Genomic DNA, 22,681 nt, shown 5'->3' with positions numbered 1-22,681 from the left:
TGCCCGGTCAATATGGGGCCGGTCCGCAGAGATCGTTCTCGAACCTCGACATCGCCGGACTGGATCGAGTGTCGCCGCCCAGGCTCTGCCAGGGCAGTGCTCGTGCCCCAGCCGCCCTCCACCTTTCTCGAACGGAGCCCGATGGAACCGACTCGTGTCAGCCTTCGCCGGTCCTCGCTGATCATCATGAGCTCAGTGCTCAGCCTTGTGGCCGCATCGGTCGTGGTGGCCGCCCCCGCGCATGCCGCGATTGAGACGTGCGCCGTGAATGCCAACTACCAGCAGTACTACTACCCCCGAGCCGGAAACCACGGCACGACCCAGGTCTCCAGGGGCATCGACAAGCTGCGGGTGGCGATCAAGTCGGCCCAGATCCGTCCAGCCGGTGGCTCCGGTTACGACACCCTGGGCTGGGCGCTCCTCGTCGGTGACACCCGGGCGGTCAAGAGCACCGACCGGGTCAAGATCCAGATCTCCGAGAACGGCGGCAACTCCGTGGGCCGCGACTGTGGGTGGTCCGGGCCGCAAGGGTCTCCGACGAAGTTCGCCGTCAGCAGGATGTGGATAACCCGCGCCGACGCCAAGTTCGTGTTCCGCGCCTGCCACGGCTCCACCATCAACAACCTGACGGCTGTCACCTGCACGGCCTGGTGGTAGCCGGTGCGTACCCCGCTCGTGTCCGCCGCGCTCGTTGGCGCCGTGCTCGCGTCGGTGCTGGCCGTGCCGGCCGCACCCCTCACGGCGCCGGCCTCGGCCGCCGTCGAGGAGCCGGTCGGGTCCGTCCCCCCAGACCGGCGGGACGAGATGCTCGGCTCGGGATGGTCGGGCTCCGGCGACCTGGCCTGGACCGCCACGGGCGATTCCACCGGCTTCCACCTTCTGGTCGCCAGAGCCTCCGAGGGCTATCGGTGGCGAACCGCCGCGACGCTGTCCGAGGGCGGCTTCGACACCGACAGGTGGGTCGGCAACGTCTGCCTCACCGGCTCAGCCAAGCGGGCGGTGGTGGCCTACGCGCCACGCCAGTTCACCAACTCCGAGGCGCTCTTCCAGCGTGGCGCGTTCACCGCGCTGGTCGACCTGGAGTCCGGGCGGATCACCAAACTGGGACTGCACGCGAGCCTCGCGTACCACAGCCCGGGATGCGGCGCCGGTGAGAGCGCCGTGTTCAGCCAGGCGGGCGGGAAGGAGAGCACCGCCACCCGGCTGCACCTGGTGGATGCGGCGACCGGCAAGACCGCCGCCCCGGTCGAGGTGCCCGGCCAGGCCACCTCGGCGGTCCCGATGGGGGACTCGATCGTGGCGGTGGCGGGCGACGGCCTGGTGGAGGTCTCCGGCTCGGGGAAGGTGCGCCGGTACGCCCGCCCGGTGGGCACGCCGAGCCACCTGCGTCCGCACCGCGACGGCGGCTTGACCTTCCTCGCCGCCCACGGCGACGACCTGGCGACCGTCGAGCACCTGCCCGCAGGCGGGCAGCGGCCGGAGCGGCTGGCGAAAGGTCCGCTCACCCAGCTGGGCCTGGTGGCGGGGGCCGGCGGCACGGCCTACCTGACCGGCCGCCCCACCGAGGTCGGCGCGTTGCCCAGCCAGGTCGTCCAGGTCGCGGCGGGCGCGCACGACGAGGTCTCCACCGGCGGCGAGCTGTTCTTCTCCCACGCCGACGCGGGCGTGGGCGCGCCGGGGTCCGCCTCACGGGTGACGCTCAAGGCGCGCGTGGCCCGTACCGGAGCCGGCCTCGACTTCACGCTCGTCGCCGGAGGCCCACGGGCCGGGACCGGCCCCCGAGCGGCCGGAGGGCCCGCCCCGCAGACCGACAACCCCATCGAGCCCTGCGCGATCCCGCGCAACGACGCCCGCCGGCAAGCGCTGCAACCGCACTGGAAGCAGGTCGAATGGGCGGTCAACCTCGCCGTGCAGGGCGCGCTCACGACGCCGCGGCCCTCCAACTGGAACCAGTCGGGGCTGCCGTCCTGGTCGCCACAGGGCTTGCTCCCGCCCCTTCAGCTCAAGGGCGGCGGCCGGGTGCCCGCGCAGATCATGCTCGGCATCCTGGCTCAGGAGTCCAACCTGTGGCAGGCGTCCTGGCACGCTCTGGAAGGGGTCACCGGCAACCCGCTGATCGGCGACTACTACGGCAGGCGCGCCTCCGACGACGGCTGGAGCATCCTCTGGCGGGAAGCCGACTGCGGGTACGGCGTCGCGCAGGTCACCACCGGCATGCGCAAGGGCGACCAGGCCGAGACCATCCAGCGGGCCATCGCCCTCGACTACGCCACGAACATCGCCGCGGGACTGCGCATCCTGCAGGACAAATGGAACCAGGTCTACGACCACATCAAGATCAACAACGCTGACCCGGCGAAGCTGGAGAACTGGTTCGCCGCCGTGTGGGTCTACAACAGCGGGTTCCAGCCCGACGCGCGCTTCGGCAACGAGACCGGCTGCCGGCCCAGCCCCACCTGCACCGACCAGTACGGGAACTGGGGCCTGGGCTGGTCCAACAACCCGGTGAACCCCGACTACCCGCCCAACCGCGAGCCGTTCCTGGAGAAGAGCCAGGCCGACGCCGCCAACCCGCAGCGCTGGCCGTACCCGGAGAAGGTCATGGGCTGGGCCGCCCACCCCATTGTCAAGTACGACTTCCGTGACGAGTCAACGCACTCTGGCTATAACCAGGCGTGGTGGGGTGACGTCACCATGCGCGAGGGCGTGAAGCCGCCCCGGACCCTGTTCTGCGACGGCAGCAACTCCTGCACCCCCGCCGCGCAGCCCTGCCTCAGGGAGGACTTCCGCTGCTGGTGGCATAAACCGGTCACCTGGAAGGAGGCCTGCAACTACGAGTGCGGCAACGAGAACATGCGCTTCCCGACCGACTATCCGGAACCGGAGTTCGCCCTCCATCCAGGCGAGGTCGAGCAGAAGAAGATGCCGGTGGAGCACTTCCGGCCCAACTGCGACCCCTACACCACCGGCTTCAACGGGAGCAACGCCGTCCCGGCCGGTTCACTGATCATCGACGATGTGCCCGACACGGTCGCCTCGGTGCGGCCCGGCTGCGGCCGTCGCTTCACCAACGCGGGCTCGTTCGCCCTGGACTTCGCCAAGGACGACGAAGGGCAGGAACGCTCGAAGATCGACTTTCACCAGGCCGGAGGCGGGCTCGGCGGCCACTTCTGGTTCGCCAACACCCGTCGGCCCGCCGACGGCGCCTACCGCGTCACCGGCACCTGGACCCTCGGCCGCACACTCCACCAGTGGGCGCGGGTGATGGTGCACATCCCCGACCACAACGCCGCCACCCAGCAGGCCGTCTACACGGTCGACACCGGGGACGGCCGGCGGAAACGCGCGGTCCTGCAACGCGTCCGGCAGCACCGCTGGGTCTCCCTCGGCGTCTTCGATTTCGGCGGCGTGCCCTCCGTCTCCCTGTCCAACCTCACCGAGGACGGCGACGGCGAACAGCGGATCGCCTGGGACGCCGTCGCCTTCCAGCTCCTGAGTTACGAGCCCCGGCACCAGATCGTCTCGCTGGGCGACTCGTACGCCTCCGGCGAAGGCGCCTCGACGGCGGCGCAGCACGACTACTACACCGAGACCGACAGTGACGGCGGCGGCGTCGAAGGCACCTACAAGGACCCCGACTACCTATGGAAGTACGGCAACGCCTGCCACCGCTCCAAGTACGCCTGGGCCCGCGCGGGCAGCCTCGCCGACCGCCTGGCCCTGAGCATCGGCGAGCGGCACGACACCTGGGACCCGAGCCTGGAGCACCAGTTCCACGCCTGCTCGGGCGCGGTCACCGGCAACCTGACCGGCGAAGGGCAGTTCCGCGAACCAGGCCAGCTCGACAAGGGCTACCTGGACGAGAACACCACGCTCGTCACCCTGTCCATCGGCGGCAACGACGCCCGCTTCAGCACGATCCTCATCCACTGCGCCAAGCACTCCCTGACCAGAGGGCCCTGCCAGGAGACCACCTTGGAGGAGGACGGCGACGTCCCGCTCGGCCAATCTGTTCCCCGGCAGATCAAGGACGTCGTGCGCCCGGCCGTCCACGACACCCTGCTGGAGATCCACCGCAAGGCGCCGAACGCGGCCATCGTCCTCATGGGCTACCCGCGGCTGTTCGACGACGCCTGCGTCTGGGGCGTCTGGGGCATCAACGCGGCCACCGCCCAATGGCTCGGCGAGATGGCCGGCGTCCTGAACGAGGCCCTGCGCGCGGCCGCGTCCGCCGTCTCCGCCGACACCGGCGCGGTCGTGTCCTTCGCCGACCCCCGTGAGGAGTTCGCTGGCCACGGGGCGTGCGGGGATCAGGAGGCCATCCACGGCGTGATCGTGTCCCGTACGCAGGGTGAGAGCCCGGACGGCCTCCCGGTTTCCCAGCAGTCCTTCCACCCCACGAAGGAAGGCAGCTCCGTGCTGTACCGCAACGTGTTCAACCGGGCCCTGCGCGACATCAACCGCTGACGAAAAGGAGACATCATGCCCACCAGCACCACAATCGGACGCGCGCTCGCCGCGGTGGCGTTAGCGTGCGCGACCCTCGCCGTCACCGGCGGGCCATCGGGCGCCACCACGGCGCTGTCCTGCAAGGGAGCCACCTGCGTCGGCAAGGACCCGGCCGCCTACGGCTGCGACGACGACGCCGAGCGCATGGACATCGCCTCGTCCGACAACTGGAGCAAGAGCGTCCGCCTGATGAGGTCCGCCAAATGCTCCGCCTACTGGGCCGTGGGGGTCGACCAGAGCTCGTGCTGCGGCTACACGGTGGTGAAGGCGGTCCGACAGATCAAGACGACCTACGGGTGGTACAACCAGCGGGTCCAGACGGTCGACCACAGCAACGGCGCCGGCACACGGTGGACCCCCATGAACCAGAACACCAGTGGCGACCGCCACCAAGCCTGCTACTACGTCTGCACCTCTTGGAAGTCCTGATGAAGATGCTCACACTCGGCCGCGCCGCACTCGCGGCGGCCCTCGCCGTCACCGCGCTCGGCGGCGTCACCGCCTCCGCCCAGGCCGCCGCAGGGTGTTCCGGGGCGTCCTGCGTGGGCAAGAACCCCTCCACGATGGGCTGCACCGCGGACCAGACGATCCTGGAGCGCGTACGGATCGACTCCTATCTCGAGTTCCAGCTCGTCTCCTCGGCGGCGTGCGCGGCCCGCTGGGGAGCCTTCAAGGTCAGCACCACCGGTTCCGCGGGCAAGGTGACGTTGACCGCGACGAGGCAGGTGAAGACGCCGTACGGCTGGTACAAGAACGGCGAGGAATGGGTCGTGGCGGACCTGTCCAAGAAGGGCACCACCCGCACCGAGATGAACCGCAATACCGGCGACGACCGGCACAGAGTCTGTGCGAACGGGTTCGGCTGCACCGGCTGGAGATCGTGAAGCCGGACGTGCCTCCTCCCGGACATGCGCCAGCCACCGCCCGTCAGGGCCGTCGTCGCTGTCGGCCGGCCGTCGGGCACGAGCGGCTGATCGGGTTGTCCCGCAGCTGGACCGATGGCTCGGCCGGCTGTTCGCGCCGCACAACCTGGACCGGACTCTCGACGCTCTGGCGGCCGCGCAGAATCTGGTCACGCTGGAGGCACAAGCACTCGCCGGGGCGCCGGCAGATCGCCGAGTGTGGATCGAAAGCTCGCTCAGCATCGGGCCGCCCTTGAAGCGGGGGCCAACCCGGTGCTCGTCGCCGGATGGATCCAGGAAGAGCTCGATCGCAAGGCTGTGGCTGAGGAACGTCTCAAGCGCGCGTAAGCCCGTTGGGCCCTCCAACTGCGATGACGACATCTACGATCACTGCAGACCTCCCGCGAGCCGCCGCAGCGCCTCTTCGATCAAGGGGGCGAGCGGCACCGGCGGCTCGACGCGCAGCCAGTGGCCGACGGCGACCTGCGTCGTGGTGATCACCGCTATGTCCTCGACCCGGACGTTGTCGAGGCCGTGCTCCAGCGCGAGCTGGACCGCGGCCTCGACAGAGCGTCCCGGGTCTCCTGCTTCTTGCGTTCGCGTAGCCCGGTCATGCCTCGGGTCTACAAATTATTGCTGATCGCGCAAATTTTCGCACTCCGCAAGGATCATCGTCCACGAGGCGGCGGGCAACCGCGCCGTCAGCCGGTCACCGTCAGCCTGTACGGTCAGCGGCTGCGGAAGGGCCTCCACCCGGTGCGGGTCGTCCCCGGCGGCGATCACCGAGGCCGACACCGGCCTGACCGCCGCCGGGAGCCGGGCGGTGAGGTCGAGGTCCTGGTCGGGCGACCGGTTGACGGCGAACAGCGCCACCTGGGACCCGTCGACGGTGGCCACCGCCGACAGCGCGGGCGCCTCGCCGTACCGTTCGGTCTCCAGGAGCGGCCCGAACGGCTCCACCCGCAGCACGGTGCCGCGCGCGTGCCGGGCCGTCAGCGCGAACGGGTGGAAGATCGTCTGACGCCAGGCCGGGCCGCCGGGCTCGGTCCTGATCGGCGCGATGATGTTGGCGAGCTGAGCCTGGCAGGCGATGCTCACCCGGTCGGCGTGCCGCAGCAGCGTGATCAGGAAGTCCCCCACCACCACGGCGTCGGCGGCGGTGAAGGTGTCCTCGATCAGCTCCGGCGCCTCCTGGAACGGCGAGCGCTCGCGCCCGGTGAACCGGCTCTGGTACCAGACGTTCCACTCGTCGAAGGATAGGTTGATCTTCTTCTTGCGCCGGAGTTTCGTTCCGATGTGGTCGGCCGTGGCCACGATGGCCGAGATGTAGCGGTCCATGTCCACGGCGCTGCAGAGGAAGCCGGGCAGGTCGCCGTTCTCCTCGTAGTAGTTGTGCAGCGACAGGTAGTCGACCGCGTCGTAGGCGTGTTCGAGCACGGTGGCCTCCCACGCGCCGAACGTCGGCATCCCGCTGTTGGAGCTGCCGCACAGCACCAGCTCGATGTCGGGGTCGACGAGCCGCATGGCCTTGGCGGTCTCGTTCGCGAGCCGTCCGTACTCGTGCGCGGTCTTGTGGCCGATCTGCCAGGGTCCGTCCATCTCGTTGCCGAGACACCAGAGCTTGATCCCGTACGGGTCGGTCACTCCGTGTGTGACCCGCAGGTCCGACCACTGCGTACCCGAGGGGTGGTTGGTGTATTCGAGCAGGTCACAGGCCTCCTGGATGCCCCGGGTGCCGAGGTTGACGGCCATCATCGGCTCCACCCCGGCGGCCCGGGTCCAGGTCATGAACTCGTTGAGCCCGAACGCGTTCGTCTCGATCTGCCGCCAGGCCAGGTCCAGCCGGGAGGGCCGGTCGGGGCCGACGCCGTCCTCCCAGCGGTAGCCGGAGACGAAGTTGCCTCCCGGGTAGCGGACCACGCTCACGCCCATCTCGCGGGTCAGCTCCAGCACGTCGGTGCGGAAGCCGTTGTCGTCCGCCGCCGGGTGGCCCGGTTCGTAGATGCCGGTGTAGACACACCGGCCCATGTGCTCGACGAACGAGCCGAACAGGCGCCGGTTGACGGGGGCGATGCGGAAAGAGGGGTCAAGGGTCAGGTGTGCTTGCGGCACAGGTCAGGCTCCTCGGTAGACGCGTACGTAGTCGAAGTCGGCGTTGACGGCCGGCTGGGCCCCTCCGTGGGCGACCAGGCCGATGCGCACGGCCGTGTCCTTGGGGAAGGTCCACACGCCGCCCCAGGTCCAGGTCTTGCCGTCGCGGCTGGATCCGGCGCGGAACTCGTGCTCCCCGTTGGCCGGGTCCACGTGGTGCGCCAGCCGCAGCCAGGTGGTCTTGGCAGGCGGGCCGACGATGTTGCCGCCGTAGGACAGGCGGTCGGCGAAGGTCAGCTCGCGGCCGTACTCGACCTGGCGGGTGTTCCAGATGGCGACCTGGGAAAGGCGGGCGAAGTCGTCGTCGGAGGCGTAGGCGACCAGCCCGGCCTGCTGATAGTTGCGTACGGTGTCCTCGCCCAGGTCGAGCGTGACTTTGGTCTCCACGACGTAGTCGCCCTTGGGGGCCTCGCGCAGCAGCACCGACGCCTTGTTGTCGGCCCCGACCAGGTCGGCGCCCTGGACGGGCCAGCGCAGCACGCCCTCCTCGATCTTGGCCGCAGCGTCCTGCCGCACCCAGGTCCAGCGGGAGTCGAGCGGCCCGTTGAACTCGTCGGCGTCCAGCAGCCTGCCCGTACGCGGCGGCGGCGCCACCTTGGTGACGGCCTTGAACAGCGGGGCGGCGGAGACGTTGTCGAAGTCGGCGCCCCCGTCGGAGACCAGCCCGATCGTGCCGTTCGCGTTGCCCGTGACGGTGACGCTCGCCTTCGGGTCACGGAGCCGAGCCTCGGTCACCTCGGCGGTGATCGTCCGTCCCTTGACGGTGACGGCCAGGTTGTGCCAGGTCGCGACCCCTCCGGGGAGCGCCACCGTACGGGACGCGCTGCCCGAGGTAAGCGTCAACCCGTCGCGTGAGACGACCGCGGTCGTGCCGCCGATGCGAATCCCGGCGGACTTGTCCGTCTTGAGGTCGGTCTCGACGCGGACGTCCCCGCCGAGCGACTTGCGGCTGATGAGCGTGCCCTGGCCACGGACATATCCATCCTGTACGGTCCAGCCGGCCGTGTTCCGCCAGCCCGACAGATCGCCCGCGAACCGATCGTCCACGACCCCGCGGGTCACCGGCCTCTCCCGAGACTGCTCGGACGGCCCGGCCCCCGCACGCACGGTCGGCCAGCCGTCGATCCAGTCCAGCCGGTCCAGCAGCATGGGCCGCTCGTTGATCCCGTACGGCTCGTCCAGGAACGGGTCGCTTCGATCGATGGCGTGGTAGAGCATCCAGTCCTGACCGGAAAGGTCGGTGAGCTGGGCGTGGTGGCCGGTGCCGATGAAGCGGTTGCCGTTCTGGGCCAGGACAGGGGTGCCACCGGCGCGCGAGGCCAGCAGCGGCACGCCCTCGCGGTCGACGAACGGCCCGCGCGGGCTGGTCGAGCGCCCGGCCAGCACCGAGTAGCCGGTGGTCGGCCCGGCGCAGCAGTTCGCCGAGGAGGCGAGCAGGTAGTAGTAGTCGTCGTGGCGCACCACGTACGCGCCCTCGAACTTGTTGTCGATCGCCACCTGCTGCGGCTGCCCGGTGGCGTGCAGCCCGTCGGCGGACAGCTCGGTCACCCACACGCCGCCGAAGTACCCGCCGAAGTACAGGTACTTGCGCCCGTCCATGTCGGTGAACTGCGAGGGGTCGATCGTGTTCCAGTACGAGTTGCCCGAGGGACGCGGGGCGACGACCGGGGCGTCGATGTGCGTCCACGGCCCGGTCGGCGTGGGTGCCGTGGCGGCGCCGATCGAGTAGTCCCAGTTGGCGGGCGTGGTGGCGGTGTCGGTGACGGTGAAGTACATGACGTACCGGCCGTCGAGGTAACGGATGTCCGGTGCCCAGAACAGACTGCCCGGCGCCGCGTACGACGGCAGGTTGTCCGGCCCGAACGCGTCGCCCACGTAGGTCCAGTTGACCAGGTCGCTGGAGCGGGCGATCGGCAGCGTGTGCATGACCTTCTCGCCCTCGCGCAGCGGGTCCGACGTGCCGTAGGAGTACCAGTAGCCGTCCTGCCCGCGGATCACCGCCGGGTCGGCGAACGTGTCGGAGAAGGAGTTGGAGACCGGATTGGTGAAGAGGGAGAGGATCAGCGTGGCAACGACAGCCAAGTGCATGGGTCAGCCTTTCAGGCCACTACGAGAGATGCCTTCGATGACGTATCGCTGGGTCAGACTGAAGAGGATCAGGACGGGGATGCTGGCCAGCGCCGCGCCCGCCATGATCACCGGATAGTGGATCGTGTACGCGCCCTGCAGGATCGACAGGCCCGGCGGCAGCGTGAAGTACTCGGGACTGAAGATGACGTAGATGGGCCAGATGAACTCGTTCCAGTTGGACAGGAAGCTCAGCACGGCCAGCGTGGCCAGCGCGGGCCGCGACAGCGGCAGCGTGATCCGCCAGAAGATGTGCCAGTGGTTGGCGCCCTCCATCAGCGCGGCCTCGTCCAGCTCACGCGGCAGCCCGAGGAAGAACTGCCGCAGGAAGAACACCCCGAACGCGCCCGCCGCCCCCGGCACGATGAGCGCCGTCAGGCTGTCCAGCCAGCCGAGCTGGTCGACGATCAGGAACTGCGGGATGAGGAAGACGAACCCCGGCACCAGCAGCGTGCCGACGATCATCCCGAACATCAGCTTCTTACCGCGGAACTCCAGCCTGGCCAGCGCGTACGCGGCCAGCGACGACACCGCGAGCACCAGCAGCATGTGCCCGGTGGCGGCGATGAGACTGTTGGCGAACCAGCGCAGCACCGGCGTGTCCGTGGTGCCCTGGAAGACCGTCCCGTACGCGGACGTCGTCGGCTCGGCGGGCAGCAGCGTGGGCGGCACCCGGGTGGCCTCGGTCTGCGTCTTGAACGACACGCCCAAGGCCCACACCAGCGGCCCCACGAACAGCACGGCGAGGGCCACCAGGCCCGTGTAGCGCTTCATGACCGGGTCCTGAACAGCCGGAAGTTGACCACGCTGACCAGGATCAGCAGCAGCGTGAGCAGGTAGCTCATGGCCGAGGCGCCGCCCATCTTGTACTCCCTGAGCCCCTGCTGGAGGATGTACATGATCGCGGTCCGCGTCTCCCCGCCCGGCGCCCCCTGGGTCAGCAGGTACGACTGCCCGAACATGTTCGCCGAGGCCAGGATCGTCGTCGTCACCACGAACAGCGCGACGGGCCGCAGCCCCGGCAGCGTGACGTGGGCGAACTCGCCCCACCGCCCCGCGCCGTCCACCTTCGCCGCGTCGTACAGCTCGCGCGGGATGTCCTGCATCCCGGCCAGGTAGATCACCGCGTTGAACCCGATCGTCCACCAGACCGTCACCCCGACCAGCGCGATCCAGGCCCACGGCGTCGCGGTGGTCCAGGGGATCGGCGTGCCGAGTATCCAGCCGACCAGGCCGAGGTTCGGGTCGAGCAGCAGCCGCCACATCAGGCACACCACCGCCACGCCCAGCACGAACGGCGCGAAGAACAGCCCCCGGAACAGCGTCCTGCCCCGGAAGGGCCGGTTGAGCAGCAACGCCACCCCGAGCGGCAGCACGACCAGGAACGGCACGCTGAACAGGGTGAAGATCCCGGTCGCCCGCATCGACATCCAGAAGTCGCCGTAGACGGGCGACTGGTCGTCGAACAGCGCCGTGTAGTTGTCCAGGCCGACGAACGGCTTGCCGTCGAGCATGTAGTCCCAGTCGTGCAGGCTTACCCAGATCCCGAACAGGGCCGGGGCCACCACGAACACGGAGAACAAGATCAGGTACGGCGCCAGGAACAGGTACGGCGTCGCCTTGCCCGATCGGGGAACGCGCACGTCCCGCCCCGACGTCTCTTCGGCCGCCCCCTTCGCCGAGATCGCGACCATCAGGCGCCGTACTTCTTCCGGTTGGCCTCAAGGATCTTGTCGGCCTTGGCGGCGGCCTCCGTGAGCGCGTCCTTGGGGCTCTTCTTGAGCAGGATCGCCGCGTTGATCGCCTGGTCGACGACCGCGGAGGCGTCCCCGATGCCCGCCACCGACGGCAGGAAGTACAGGTAGTCGATCTGGGTGCCGATCGTGGCCTGCTCCTTCAGCGCCGCGAACTCCGCGCCGTCGCGGATCGACTTGCGTGCCGGCACCTGGCCGCCCTTGGCCCAGTCCAGCGAGTGGCCGCTGATCCAGTTGATGAACACCTTGGCCGCGGCCAGCTTGTCCTGGTCGGGCGTGCGCTGCTTGAACACCACGAACTGGTGCGAGCCCGCCCACGCCGCCGGCGTCGACCCGATCTGCGGGAGCGGCGCGACACCCCACTCCAGGTTCTCGATCTCCTTGAGCGTGTTGATGGACCAGATGCCGTTCCAGTTGAACGCGGCCTTGCCGTTCTGCAGGGCGATGAAGTCGGCGTCCTGGCCGACGTTCTTGGGGCTGTAGCCCTGGTTGACGAGGTCGACGAGCCAGGTCAGGGCCTGCACGCCGGGGTCCTCGGCGAAGCGCGAGACGCCGGCGTCGTCGGCGAAGAGCTGGCCGCCGTTCTGGTAGAGCAGCGTCCCGAACTGCATGCTTCCGGTGAACGGGAACGGCGTGACCCAGTGCCCCTGGATGTCCGCCTTCTTCAGCGCCTCCAGCGCCGCGATGTACTCCTCGCCGGTCTTGGGCGGCTGCTCCGGGTCGAGCCCGGCCTGCTTCATGACCGTCTTGTTGTAGAACATGCCGAGCGGGTGCACGTCGAGCGGGATCGAGTAGCGCGCGCCCTTGTAGACGCCGGCCTGCCAGACCGGCGGGGAGAAGTCCGCCTCGGTGAGGCTGAGCGCGTTGGCCACGTCGTCGAGGGGCAGGACCACCTGCCGTGCCGCGTTGGTGGCGACGCTGTCGACGTGCATGATGCCGAGGTCAGGTCCTTGACCTGCGGAGACGGCCGCGGGGACCTTCGCGTAGTAGTCCTCCCACTTGTAGACGTTCATCGACACCTTGATGTTCTGGTGCTCGGCGTTGAACTGGTCCACCAGCTTCTTCATGACCGGGCCGTCGCCGCCGGTGAAGCCGTTCCAGAACTTCAGCGAGACCGAGGGGCCGGTGTATTCGGTGGGCGCCGCCGTGCTGGCCGGCGCCTGCGCCTGCTTGGGGCCGCCGCCTCCGCCGCAGCCCGCGGCGCCGATGACCAGCGCGCCGAGGCCCAGGCCCAGTGCGTGCCGCCTGGAGAGGTTGTCGAGGGACATGCCAGATCACTCCTGCCCATGAGGTTACGGACGTTTTACATCGTTGGTTCCAACGTTGTAAATTGCCTGGCGCCAGTTCGTTACATCGTTGTAAACCGGGTAGGGTTCCGATGGCGAAGGGGGCATGGTGCGGCCGAGGCTGAAGGACGTCGCTGAGCTGGCCGGGGTGTCGATCAAGACCGTGTCCAACGTGGTCAACGACTATCCCCATGTCAGTGACGAGACACGCGCCCGGGTGGAGGCGGCGGTAGCAGAGCTCTCCTACCGGCCGAACCTGTCGGCGCGCAGCCTGCGCGCGGGCCGCTCCGGCGTGGTCGCGCTGGCGGTGCCCGACCTGGACAACCCCTACTTCGCCGAACTGGCCACGAACGTCATCGAGGCGGCCGACCGGCGAGGCTGGACCGTGCTCATCGACCAGACCCAGGGCGACCGGGCCAAGGAACGCGTGGTGATCTCCGGGATCCGCGACCACCTCATCGACGGGCTGCTGTTCAGCCCGCTCGCGCTCACGGGCAAGGACCTGGCCGGGCGCGACGAGCGTACGCCGATGGTGCTGCTCGGGGAGCGCATCGGGACGGGCCGCTCGCCGTACGATCACGTCGGCATCGACAACGTGGCCGCCGCGCGGGCGGCCACCCTGCACCTGGCCGAGCGCGGCAGGCGCAGGATCGCCGCCATCGGCGTGCAGCGCACGGCCGCCGCCGCGACGGGCCGCCTGCGGCTGAAGGGCTACCAGCAGGCGCTCGTCGAGGCCGACGTCCCCGCCGACCCGTCACTGGTCGCGCCGGTCGCACGCTGGGGGCGCGCCGACGGCGCCGAGGCCATGAGCCGCCTGCTCGACTCCGGCGCGCCGGACGCGGTCTTCTGCTTCAACGACACGCTCGCGCTGGGCGCCCTGCGGACACTGCTCAAGCGAGGGTACGAGGTGCCGGGCGACGTGATGGTGATGGGGTTCGACGATATCCAGGACGGCCGGTTCGCCACGCCCACACTGTCGACCGTGGCGCCCGACAAGGCGCTGATCGCGCAGTCGGCGGTGGACCTGCTGGCCGAGCGGCTGAGCGGCGGGACGGACAAGGCACACGAGGTGTGCGTGCCGCATCGACTGGTATTTCGGGAGAGCACGGATTTGCCCGGGAAAGGGCATTCCCGAACGCTCTAGTGGAGGCTCGGGTTCAACCCGGCCTCCACATGTGCAAAGGATACGTGTCCGAGGGGGGACTTGAACTCTCGGCACCCGGGGACATCGGGGAGCATCCGGATACCTAGAAACACGCCGCGAGCTGCTCTAAAGCCGTTTTCGATCTCTGGCATGTGCATGCAAGAACGCCCGGATACATAGGCGGCAGTATCACGCCCAGAATCAGGACAGGCGGCTTCTCTCTGGTGCCGTGACCGGGAACGTACATCGGATTGCTGTTGTGCCGAAGCCTTTCGCCGAGTGTCGCGGTCGCCCGATCAGAACGCCGTACGTGTCTCGCTCCGAGGATCCCCCAGCACCATCCGGTCGTCATAGAGCCCCGCGCGTGCCAGGCGACGCCATGGCCGGGCGAGGCGAACGGACACATCGATATCCTCATCTGTCGCGTCCAGGTCGAGATCGGCCACGGCTAACGCTGGCCGGCCGTCCCCCGGGCAGCGCGCCAGCCAGCGACCGCCGGGTGCGACGATCCCTGCGGGCACAGTTGCGCTGAACTGGGCCGGGATGGAGTACCCGAGCCAGTAGTCGTACAGCCTGCCGTATGCCTGTGCGACAACCGCTCGGGCCGCGTCGTCGACCATCACCGACAGCAGCACGCAGTGCACATTCAGTCGCTCGTACTCAGCGAACACCTCGGGAAACTCCGCTTCGATGCACAAAGCGCACCCGAACCGGATCCCGTCGATCTCGAAGACGATCGGCGACGAACCGGGCGAATACATGAAAGAAATCTCGGTGTTCGACAAGAATCGCTTGTCATACCGTGCAATCAGGTGCCCCTGGTCGCTGACCACATACAGGCTGTTATGCGGACGGTTCGGCGGGGTCAGTGGGTGGATCGAGCCGAAGGCCACCCAGAGGCGAAGCTCTCCGGCCAGGCTCGCGATCGACTCGGCCTCCTCGCGCAGCACGTCCCAAGGGATGCGGCTCCAGTCCGCCGCTGCCAGCGTTCCAGGCGGGCCGGAAGACATCACGTGCTTGCTCGGATATGTGATCGCCCCTTCCGGGAACTGCACCAGTCGCGCACCGGCCGCGGCGGCCTCCCTCATCAGGCTGCGCACTTCCGCCCCACTCGCCCGTAGCGTTCTCGGATCGATCGGATCCTCAGGCACCGTGGTTTGCGCGACCGCCAGCCGCAATGTCCTCGCCATCCCAGGACGATACGACAGGAGGCGAACGACGGCCACGACTCATGATCTGCTCTACCGCGCCTTCAAATGGCAGCGCGCCATCGGGCGCTATTAGCCATCCACGGCTTGGATCGCCTTGGTGATCAAGGCGCGAGCGACTTTGCCATACACCGCCAGGGCGGCCAACTCGGCGAACGCCCCGGCATACAGGGCGATCTCGTGGGGCTGTGTGATCGTGAGGTGGCCGGAGACGAGTTCGACGGTGACCTCGGCGTCGTCGAACGACCAGAAGTCGTTGCCGGGCAAGGCCAGGTCGGTTGCCCTACGGCGGGGAAGCCAACGAACCTGCTCGCCGGCCCGGAGATTGGGCACGGTGATGTCGTACTCGTACCTGATGTAGCTGCTGACCGGCTCGGAGACGATCCGCGCCCGTCGGTCTTCCACACTGCGAGCAACCGTGTTCACGATGTTCTGGAGCCACGGGCGCCACCATGAGGAACGGTCGTCGAGATCGATGCGGTGGCCCGCCTGCCAGGCATCGAACTTGGGATCGTTCAGGGTGTACACGTCGCGCATCTCAAGGTGCACGGCGGAGAGCCGGCAGTCGGCGAGGAGTCGTTCAAGCGTCCGTCCGGCCGGCAGCTGATTGCCGGCGTGAACCCGAAGATCGTGAGCGAGCGTCTCGGGCACTCGACGGTGAGCATCACGCTCGACATCTACTCGCACTGCCTCCCGACGATCCAGCGTGAAGCCGTCGAGAGGTTCGCCGCGATCATGGGCGGTAACGGCTGATCAAGGCCGGGAAGTATCAGAGCAGTATCACGGCTCGTTCTGGTGGCGAAAATAAGAAAGCCCCGAGCTTGTGACCTGCACAAACTCGGGGTCTCCTGGGTGTCCGAGGGGGGACTTGAACCGTTCGCCCATCTCCTGAGCAGCACCGACGCTCCGTGGCTGGACCTCTCATGCCCGGAATAGGCGCGCAGAGAGAGGGTGGTGCCCACACCCACCTCAACGAGATTAGGTCCTACCTCGCGGCACACGCCCATGCCGGGGAAGCCCAGCAATCGCCAGTTCAGGATCCTCAGCAGACGATCTCAACTGCGCTCAGGGCAGCGGTGGTAAGGGGGCAGGAGCTCGGTGATCGCAGCACCGAACCCCTTCCTGCATCCCAGCAACCTGATCAACCCGGAAGCCAGGCCGTGCGCCGCCCCTCGACACCAGAAATCGCCGGGGAGGTGGTTCCGGTCGAAGGGGCTTGGGTCGAGCGTACTCAGCGCGATCGGTACGGGGACCGGATCATCTTGGGATTTGCGGTGGCTGTCCTGCTGGCGGTCGCCGGCGCGGCCGCCTACGTCTCGTACCACCACTTCTACGGTCTGGCGATCGCTCTGGGTGAGCGGCACGACATGGCCATTCTGTATCCGGCGATGTCCGACGGTGTGATCGTCATGGCGTCGCTGGTGATGGTCTACTGCTCGCGTCGTCGGCTACGTGTGCCGGTGCTGGCGTGGGTGGCGCTCGCCTTGGGCGGGGCGGTGACGCTGGCGGCGAACGTGGCGCACGGCTGGTCCGGCGGACTCGGGTCGCGCCTGGTCAGCGCTCTGGCACCGCTGGCCTTCGCGGGCGCGTACGAGCTACTGATGTGGATCGTACGCAACAATCGGCGACCCTTGGAGTCGGTCGGGGCGCGAGAGCACGTGTGCCAGCCCATGGAGACCGTGGTCGAGGTGGAACGGGTGGTGCCGATGCTGCCTTTCGACCGGCATGAAGCGGCACGGCTCAGCTACATCGACAGCCTTGGCGAGGGTAAGCAGCGCATCGGTCGGCGCCCACTGATGCGCCGGTGGGGACTGGAACAGCGCGAAGCGGAAGAGATCATTGCTGAGGTAGAAAAGGAAAGGACGCAGTCCACCGCTGTGGAAACGAACGAGGCGCCCGATGCGTAGGACCTCATGCCCTTGAGCCCCACGTATGGGGGCGGGGCGTAAAGGGCGCCAATCGCTGAGATGTGCAGGTGTCGTTCTCGCCTGCCATCAGCGAAGACCACGATGGGTAGGTCCGCATTTCCCTCTCCACCGCCCTGGTGGAGAGGGAAGTGAACTACTACTCATCCGTCCGTGTCAGGGTTCCGATTGGATGGGCCAGCGCACGGAGTCGCTCATCCATTGCGGAATTCGGTGGAGTTAAGGGTGCTGTGCGTGGGGGGCGGCGCAGAACGACCTGTATCGCTCTCAAGCCCGAGGAGATCGCAGGTGTGATCATTGGGATGATCCCGGCATCAGCAGGCAGGTGAGGGCAGCCCGGTCGGCTGCACGCTCCTGCGTGCCGCCCATCTCGTGCGTGCTGACCCTGCGAACAGGTCACGTGGGGGCGTGGCCGCAGTGAGCGATCCAGCCGGGCTCTGTGAGTTACCGAGGCTGGTCAGTCGCTCGCGGTCAAAGTGGTACAAACCGCGGCAGTCGGTGGACGTGCACACGGTCACTGGGAAGCTCTGCCTGAGCGAGCTCGGCCAGGTGGTCGTGGTGGGTGAAGACGATGGTTTGGAATCGGTCCGACATCTCGTCCAACACTTCTAAGGCGGCACGGGTTCGTTGGTCATCGAATGTCATGAAGATGTCGTCGACGATGAACGGAAATGCGCGATCCTCCTCGGCGTAACGCTCCAAAGAAGCCAGCCGCAGCGCCAGGTAGAGCTGGTCACGGGTACCCTCACTGAGCCGGTCGGCGGTCAACAGCTCAGAACCGCGTCTTGCCAGCACGATCGGTGAGTCCCCGTCCTCGTCCAGTTCCAGCCCGCTAAAGCCGCCGAGCGTCAAATGCTCGAACAGCAGGCTTGCCCGCGTAAGCACTGGGTCCTGCTGTGCCTGCCGATACTCCTCCATGCAGGACAGGATGATGTTCCGCGCAACCTGCAGGCGGAGGTACTCCTCGCTCTCCTCCAGAAGCGCGGCCGCGGTGGTCTCCACACTTGCGGCCGCCTGCGTGGCGGTGGCGGAACCATCAAAACGGGCGAACTCCGTCTTCTTCTCACCGAGTAGTTGGGACTGGCGGGTCCGTTGGTTGTCGAGGTCGGTGACGTGATCGGTGACTGTGAGAAGCCGGGCCTTGAGTTGGTCCTCGTCGACATCGGGGATCTCCGCCTTGAGCGTTTCGGCGTCAGCCGGAAGCGCTGCGGTGACATCCGCGAGGCTTGCCTTCCGATTCCTGTGGGATTCACTCCGCTGGACGGCTTCGCTCAGTGCCTCGATGCTGTCTACCCCGGCCCTTTCACACAGTTGCGCGAGTTCGGCCCGCAACCCCGCGAGACCCTCCTCAAGGCCACGGGCCACAGTACTTAGCTTGGCCTGGTCGTCAAGAAGAACGGCTCGTCGGTCCGCAGTGGAACGGTTCCTTTCCGCCGCCCTGTAAAGACTGCCCACAAGCTGGTGACGCTCGATCTCGTCGCCCGGCATCGCACGACCGCATGCGGAGACGGTTGCCGCAAGCAGTGAGTGGAACCGGTCAAGTGCGGTGGCAGCCTTCTCAGAGTCACGCTCGTTTTTGGCCGCATTCGATACCCAGATGGCGATCTGCCCGAGCCGTTCCAGATCGGTGAGGGCGGTGGCGGTGTCCCGATCCGTCGGCAGTTTGGCCTGCTCGAGCAGCTTGTGCCAAGCGGTCTCCCAATCGGCCAGGCTCCGTTCGTGATTGGCGACTTCGGCTTCGGCGGCGGTCAGCTCCTCGCGGGCCGCGATGAGCTGACCTTCATACGCGTCGTGCGCACGTGCCAGCTCGTCCTGCTCAGCCAGTCGCTGCTCGGCGATTTCGCGCAGTTCGGGAAGTTCTGCCAAGGCGTTCTCAGCCCCCAAGGACGGGATCCCCTCCGGCGACCTCAGCACTTCACGGAGCCGTGCGATGTGCAAGGCTGCTTGCTCACGCGAGGAGGAGAGGCGAGCCCGGGCGTTACCCAGATCCCTGAGGCTTTCGCGGAGTTTCTCGACACCGTCCAGCGCGGATGCGGCGGCACTGGGCTTGGGCACAGGCCCCAGGAACCCTTCCCACAGGCAGTCCCACTCTGCGTTCAAGTGGTCGGCGCGATTGTCCTGGCTGGCCTGCTCCTCGTCGAGCGCGGTCAGCGCCTTTTCGCCATGGCCGATCTCGAGTTCCAACCGGTAGCGGTCGGCGATCCGGGACGCGTCCCGACGCATCCGGTCGGCGATTTGATCGGTACGGTCGAGGGCCAGCTCGAATTCTCCTGCCCGGTCGTGCTGCCCGTCGCGGATCTCGAGCCAAAGCTCATACCGGACGGACCTGGCCTCCGCGAGCTCCGCTTCGGTGGGAGGTGGATCATCGCTCAGAAGAGCCACCAGGTTCAGGCGCTTGTCATCCAGCTTGGCGATCAGTGCCTTCCGCTGCTTGACCAGCTCGCGCCCGTCCCGCTTCAGGTCCTTGCGTGCCTCGACGTGCTCGTCGATCTCAGTCCTGGTGGGCACGGTCATCGCGTCGACATGCTGCGCCGGGATTCGCAGCTCCAGCAGGAGCCGCTCGACGATGCTGTCCAGACGCCGGACGTCTTCGTCGGCAGCGGCCATGCGGGTGAGCAGGTCTTGGGGGACGGCGTTGAGCGCAGCGTGAAGTGGCTTCGTATCTTCGAGCGCGGCAAGCTCGCTGAGCCGTTTCTCCGTCGCCTCCAGCTTGCGCCGGCGGTGGTCTACCGCCTTAAGGTCTCGCGCCAGGTCCGCGTCGATGACGGTGCGCTGGGCGTGCAGGTCTTGGATACGTCTCTGCACCGACGTGGGCACCGTGTACAGGTCGGTGTCGTCCAATGTCGCGCTCACATGGATCTGGGTAAGGGTTGAGAGCGCCTGATCACGGAGACCCGTGACGGTGTCGGAGGAGTTCGTGAGCCGTTCGGCAGCTTCCAGAGCCGCCTTGCGGTCCTGATAGAGGGTGTCGATCGCGTCCTGCGCGGAGAGGAGATCGTCGTCGACGACCAGTTCGTTCAGTTCGCCCGCGACATCGTCGAGGCGCCGCCGAGTGTCAGCCAGTTTGCTCTCCGCCAGCCGCAGGTCCTCGCGCATCTTGGGAAGGCGTACCACGATTTCCGCAGGGACGATCGGCCCGGCTGCCTCCAGATCCTTGAGGTCGGCCAGCAGGGCGGTTTGGCGGTTGAGCGCCGGTAGCGCCCCGACGAGCCGTTCGAAACGGGATTGCTCGGTCCTGAACTGTTCGAGTTCCTTGCTGAGGGTGTTCAGGGCTTGCTCGGCGTCCTTGACCTTCTTCTCCCTGTCGAGGTACTCCTGCGGGCGCAGAGTTGCCGCACGGACCCGGTTTTGCGCCTGCTTCAACTCGGTCAGGAGGACGTTGATCCGAGGGTTCTGGCCACGTCGCTTGTACAGCTCGCCCAGACGCTCCTCGATCGTGCGTAAGGCGTCGGACAGGCGGCCCCCAGACTGGGTGGCGGCCAGCGCTTGCTTGAAGTCCCCGCCTCCGCGCGCCAGCGCCTCACCTCCCCGCCGCAGCTCGGCACTGCTCAAAGCGAACACCGACGTGAAGGTCGATCGGTCGATGCCGCCCAGGATCGCATTCAGCACCGACTGGTCCAGCGGCTCTCCGTCGATGCGGCGGAGCGGCGTCTTGCGCGCCTTGACCCTGATGAACTCCAATGCGGCGCCCTCTGTGCCCCGCACCAGCGCGCCGAGCCGCAGCGCGGTCTTGTCATGGACGAAGTCGTAGCGCGATCGCTCGTCGATGCCGTAGAGGAGCTGGTCGAACGCGTGCAGCGCTGTCGACTTGCCAGCCTCGTTCGGCCCGGCGATCAGGTGGATGCCGGGTGCGGACAGATCCAACATCATCCCGCTGAAGGGGCCGAACGCGATCAGGTCCAGCCGGTCGACTCTCATCGGGTCCGTCCCTCCACGAGCATGGATTCCAGCAGATCGATGGCGTCGTCGCCGAGACGCCGCAGCCACTCCGGATCTCCGGGATGGATGCCGTCCTGGTTGTTCACCTCCGGCGGTAGCTGGGGGTAGAGAGGATCCTCGGTGACCATCCGGTGCAGAGCATCGGTGTCCGAGCGAAGCGCCGCCGCTGTGCGCCGGAGGCCGACGAGCAGTCCTATGGTGCCTTCGTCGGGCATGTCGGGTAGCTGGGTCTCGATGCGTACCTTCTCCACCCACAGGTCACCGAGGTCGTTTGCGAGTGAACGGATCTCGTTGACGAACTGATGCCGTCCGTTCCACAGTTGGAGGTGGGCGTTGCAAGGACCGAAGAGGCTGACCCGTACGGCCTGCAGCTTGCCGGAGGGCAAGCCTGCGAGCCGGGACTGCACCAGATCTGCGACGGCATCGACATCTCCGGCCCCGGAGACGTCGATGCGTAGATGCTCCCAGCGTGCCACGTCCAGGTCGTGGTGGACGGCGGAGCGCACGCGTAGGTCGGCGCCGACCGTGACCAGGGTGCAGCCCTTCGGGCCGGTCTCTCGAGCGTGGCGGCCCTGGATGTTACCGGGGAAGACGATCCACGGGTCCTCCTGGACGACCTCGCGGTTGTGTACGTGACCGAGCGCCCAGTAGTCGTATCCCTTGCCCATGAGGTGATCCACGGTGCAGGGTGCGTACTTGTCGTGGCCGTCACGGCCGTTTAGCGCAGTATGCAGCAGCCCAACGTTAAAGAGGTCCCGACAGGGCGGGGGATAACCGAGGGCGAGATTGTCGGTGATGTCCCAACGGGGGAAACCCTGTCCGTGCACGGCCAGCCCGATTTTCTCGTTGCGCACGGTCTCCGGCTCCTCGACGTCAAGCATGTGGACGTTGTCCGGCAGCGGGAGTCGCCGAGTCATCTTGTTCTGCGCGTCGTGATTCCCCGAAACGAGGTAGACGTCGATGCCCTCCGCGCGCAGCAGGGACATCTGCTTGCCGAAGAACAGCCCGGTCTGGAAGTCAGGCCAGTCGCCGTCATAGATGTCACCGGCGAGGAGAACACCATCGACCGACTCTGAGATCGCAAGCTGGACGAGGTTCTCCAGCGCCCGCCGGGAGGCGGTGCGAAGGTCTTCGGCCGGTGCGCCCTCATAGACCGACAGGCCGCGGAGGGGGCTGTCGATGTGAAGATCGGCGGCGTGGATCAGTTTCACGCGTTCTCCTCCGAACCGGTTGATCCTTTGATGATGGCGTGTACGTAAGGTGAAGGTGGGGCGATAGGGAAAATTGATGGGTACGTTCCAATCTGGCGCGATTAGGTGAAATGTGTGGCGAAAACCATGTGGAGGGCGTGCTGGTCCTGCGAAGGCGAGCGCACGAAACCAATCTCCGGGAAGGCACACTAAATGATCAAGGTATAGGAACGTACTAGACGGTGCTTTGATCAAGTAGAAGCGGGAGACTGCTCGTCGCTGGGCCGGACGCATTCCGACCGCCTGCTGGGTCGCCCAGCAGGCCAGGAGCTTGCTGATGGGCCTGGGAGGGCGGGCCGGGTGAAGGGTGCCATTATTCGGTTCTGGCTCGATGGCATCGTCATCGCCACTGAACGCGTGGCCACGCCCGGCCTCAACGGCGCGGACCTGTGGTGGTCCGGCAAGCACAAGCACCACGGCGGAAACATCCAGGTCATCTCCGCTCCCGACGGCCGGCCGCTGTAGGTCTCCGACGTACGGTCCGGC

16 protein-coding genes and 1 pseudogene are annotated in these 22,681 nt (G+C 67.5%); 8 read left to right on the top strand and 9 right to left on the bottom strand.

Translation table 11 applies throughout. From position 1 onward, the window contains the following. Window positions 1–195 precede the first annotated feature (195 nt). The 4 genes from ABZ260_RS00710 to ABZ260_RS00695 are packed head-to-tail and all read left to right on the top strand — an operon-like array spanning window position 196 to window position 5,393. Entirely contained in the window at window positions 196–657 is a 462-nt protein-coding gene (locus ABZ260_RS00710; RefSeq protein ID WP_355610955.1) for a hypothetical protein, read from the top strand. A 3-nt stretch (window positions 658–660) separates the two neighbouring features. After that, a complete protein-coding gene (locus tag ABZ260_RS00705; protein ID WP_355610952.1) occupies window positions 661–4,467 on the top strand; it encodes a GDSL-type esterase/lipase family protein in 3,807 nt (1,268 codons plus the stop codon). Window positions 4,468–4,482: 15 nt separating this feature from the next. Continuing rightward, window positions 4,483–4,938: a DUF2690 domain-containing protein gene (locus tag ABZ260_RS00700; RefSeq protein WP_355610949.1), complete on the top strand. Its 456-nt coding sequence runs from the start codon at window positions 4,483–4,485 to the stop codon at window positions 4,936–4,938. Beyond that, the gene (locus ABZ260_RS00695; RefSeq protein ID WP_355610946.1) at window positions 4,938–5,393 is read left to right on the top strand and encodes a DUF2690 domain-containing protein; all 456 of its coding nucleotides are present in this window, start codon (window positions 4,938–4,940) and stop codon (window positions 5,391–5,393) included. Before ABZ260_RS00700 ends, ABZ260_RS00695 begins: the two co-directional genes overlap by 1 nt. Before the next feature lie 648 nt (window positions 5,394–6,041). On the opposite strand, the gene ABZ260_RS00690 is transcribed toward ABZ260_RS00695, so the two are convergent. The 5 genes from ABZ260_RS00690 to ABZ260_RS00670 are packed head-to-tail and all read right to left on the bottom strand — an operon-like array spanning window position 6,042 to window position 12,711. Then, window positions 6,042–7,523 carry an alpha-N-arabinofuranosidase gene (locus ABZ260_RS00690; protein ID WP_355610943.1) on the bottom strand — a complete coding sequence of 494 codons (1,482 nt, stop codon included), beginning with the start codon at window positions 7,521–7,523 and terminating at the stop codon, window positions 6,042–6,044. A 3-nt stretch (window positions 7,524–7,526) separates the two neighbouring features. Beyond that, window positions 7,527–9,650 carry a family 43 glycosylhydrolase gene (locus ABZ260_RS00685; RefSeq protein WP_355610940.1) on the bottom strand — a complete coding sequence of 708 codons (2,124 nt, stop codon included), beginning with the start codon at window positions 9,648–9,650 and terminating at the stop codon, window positions 7,527–7,529. Between the two features lie 3 nt (window positions 9,651–9,653). Then, window positions 9,654–10,463 (bottom strand): carbohydrate ABC transporter permease, encoded by an 810-nt coding sequence (locus ABZ260_RS00680; RefSeq protein WP_355610937.1) that lies wholly within the window; start codon window positions 10,461–10,463, stop codon window positions 9,654–9,656. Further along, window positions 10,460–11,383, bottom strand: a complete 924-nt coding sequence (locus tag ABZ260_RS00675; protein WP_355610934.1) for a sugar ABC transporter permease — start codon at window positions 11,381–11,383, stop codon at window positions 10,460–10,462. Before ABZ260_RS00675 ends, ABZ260_RS00680 begins: the two co-directional genes overlap by 4 nt. Next, on the bottom strand, window positions 11,383–12,711 hold the full coding sequence (locus tag ABZ260_RS00670) for an ABC transporter substrate-binding protein (RefSeq protein WP_355610931.1): 1,329 nt from the start codon (window positions 12,709–12,711) through the stop codon (window positions 11,383–11,385). The genes ABZ260_RS00675 and ABZ260_RS00670 overlap by 1 nt, the downstream gene beginning before the upstream one ends. A gap of 124 nt (window positions 12,712–12,835) precedes the next feature. Between ABZ260_RS00670 and ABZ260_RS00665 the strand changes: the two genes are divergently transcribed. Beyond that, window positions 12,836–13,873 (top strand): LacI family DNA-binding transcriptional regulator, encoded by a 1,038-nt coding sequence (locus ABZ260_RS00665; RefSeq protein ID WP_355610928.1) that lies wholly within the window; start codon window positions 12,836–12,838, stop codon window positions 13,871–13,873. 296 nt (window positions 13,874–14,169) lie between these two features. On the opposite strand, the gene ABZ260_RS00660 is transcribed toward ABZ260_RS00665, so the two are convergent. Next, window positions 14,170–15,063 (bottom strand): carbon-nitrogen hydrolase family protein, encoded by an 894-nt coding sequence (locus ABZ260_RS00660; protein ID WP_355610925.1) that lies wholly within the window; start codon window positions 15,061–15,063, stop codon window positions 14,170–14,172. Window positions 15,064–15,153: 90 nt separating this feature from the next. Then, the gene (locus ABZ260_RS00655; protein WP_355611027.1) at window positions 15,154–15,684 is read right to left on the bottom strand and encodes a DUF6879 family protein; all 531 of its coding nucleotides are present in this window, start codon (window positions 15,682–15,684) and stop codon (window positions 15,154–15,156) included. Window positions 15,685–15,696: 12 nt separating this feature from the next. Here ABZ260_RS00655 and ABZ260_RS00650 point away from each other — a divergent pair, with 12 nt between their 5' ends. Beyond that, complete coding sequence (locus tag ABZ260_RS00650; protein WP_355610922.1) at window positions 15,697–15,834, top strand: integrase; 138 nt, start codon at window positions 15,697–15,699, stop codon at window positions 15,832–15,834. Window positions 15,835–16,355: 521 nt separating this feature from the next. Beyond that, window positions 16,356–16,988, top strand: a complete 633-nt coding sequence (locus ABZ260_RS00645) for a DUF2637 domain-containing protein (RefSeq protein WP_355610920.1) — start codon at window positions 16,356–16,358, stop codon at window positions 16,986–16,988. Between the two features lie 489 nt (window positions 16,989–17,477). Here ABZ260_RS00645 and ABZ260_RS00640 read toward each other — a convergent pair whose 3' ends face one another. Both ABZ260_RS00640 and ABZ260_RS00635 read right to left on the bottom strand, forming a co-directional pair. Then, window positions 17,478–20,924 carry an AAA family ATPase gene (locus ABZ260_RS00640; RefSeq protein WP_355610917.1) on the bottom strand — a complete coding sequence of 1,149 codons (3,447 nt, stop codon included), beginning with the start codon at window positions 20,922–20,924 and terminating at the stop codon, window positions 17,478–17,480. Next, on the bottom strand, window positions 20,921–22,156 hold the full coding sequence (locus ABZ260_RS00635; RefSeq protein ID WP_355610914.1) for a DNA repair exonuclease: 1,236 nt from the start codon (window positions 22,154–22,156) through the stop codon (window positions 20,921–20,923). Before ABZ260_RS00635 ends, ABZ260_RS00640 begins: the two co-directional genes overlap by 4 nt. A 366-nt stretch (window positions 22,157–22,522) precedes the next feature. Here ABZ260_RS00635 and ABZ260_RS00630 point away from each other — a divergent pair. Then, window positions 22,523–22,657: pseudogene (locus ABZ260_RS00630) on the top strand (IS5/IS1182 family transposase); the annotation flags it as partial. Window positions 22,658–22,681: the final 24 nt, after the last annotated feature.

Source organism: Streptosporangium sp. NPDC006013 (assembly GCF_040614275.1).
Classification (GTDB): Bacteria; Actinomycetota; Actinomycetes; order Streptosporangiales; family Streptosporangiaceae; genus Streptosporangium.
Note: the sequence above shows the minus strand (reverse complement) of the source record. Positions and strands in the feature narration are given on the sequence as shown.

What these genes read in the sequence shown, in the direction of transcription:
- ABZ260_RS00680 (WP_355610937.1), bottom strand. Translation starts at nt 10,463, where the DNA reads ATGAAGCGCTACACGGGCCTGGTGGCCCTCGCCGTGCTGTTCGTGGGG.
- ABZ260_RS00640 (WP_355610917.1), bottom strand. Translation starts at nt 20,924, where the DNA reads ATGAGAGTCGACCGGCTGGACCTGATCGCGTTCGGCCCCTTCAGCGGG.
- ABZ260_RS00700 (WP_355610949.1), top strand. Translation starts at nt 4,483, where the DNA reads ATGCCCACCAGCACCACAATCGGACGCGCGCTCGCCGCGGTGGCGTTA.
- ABZ260_RS00695 (WP_355610946.1), top strand. Translation starts at nt 4,938, where the DNA reads ATGAAGATGCTCACACTCGGCCGCGCCGCACTCGCGGCGGCCCTCGCC.
- ABZ260_RS00670 (WP_355610931.1), bottom strand. Translation starts at nt 12,711, where the DNA reads ATGTCCCTCGACAACCTCTCCAGGCGGCACGCACTGGGCCTGGGCCTC.
- ABZ260_RS00675 (WP_355610934.1), bottom strand. Translation starts at nt 11,383, where the DNA reads ATGGTCGCGATCTCGGCGAAGGGGGCGGCCGAAGAGACGTCGGGGCGG.
- ABZ260_RS00665 (WP_355610928.1), top strand. Translation starts at nt 12,836, where the DNA reads ATGGTGCGGCCGAGGCTGAAGGACGTCGCTGAGCTGGCCGGGGTGTCG.
- ABZ260_RS00685 (WP_355610940.1), bottom strand. Translation starts at nt 9,650, where the DNA reads ATGCACTTGGCTGTCGTTGCCACGCTGATCCTCTCCCTCTTCACCAAT.
- ABZ260_RS00660 (WP_355610925.1), bottom strand. Translation starts at nt 15,063, where the DNA reads ATGGCGAGGACATTGCGGCTGGCGGTCGCGCAAACCACGGTGCCTGAG.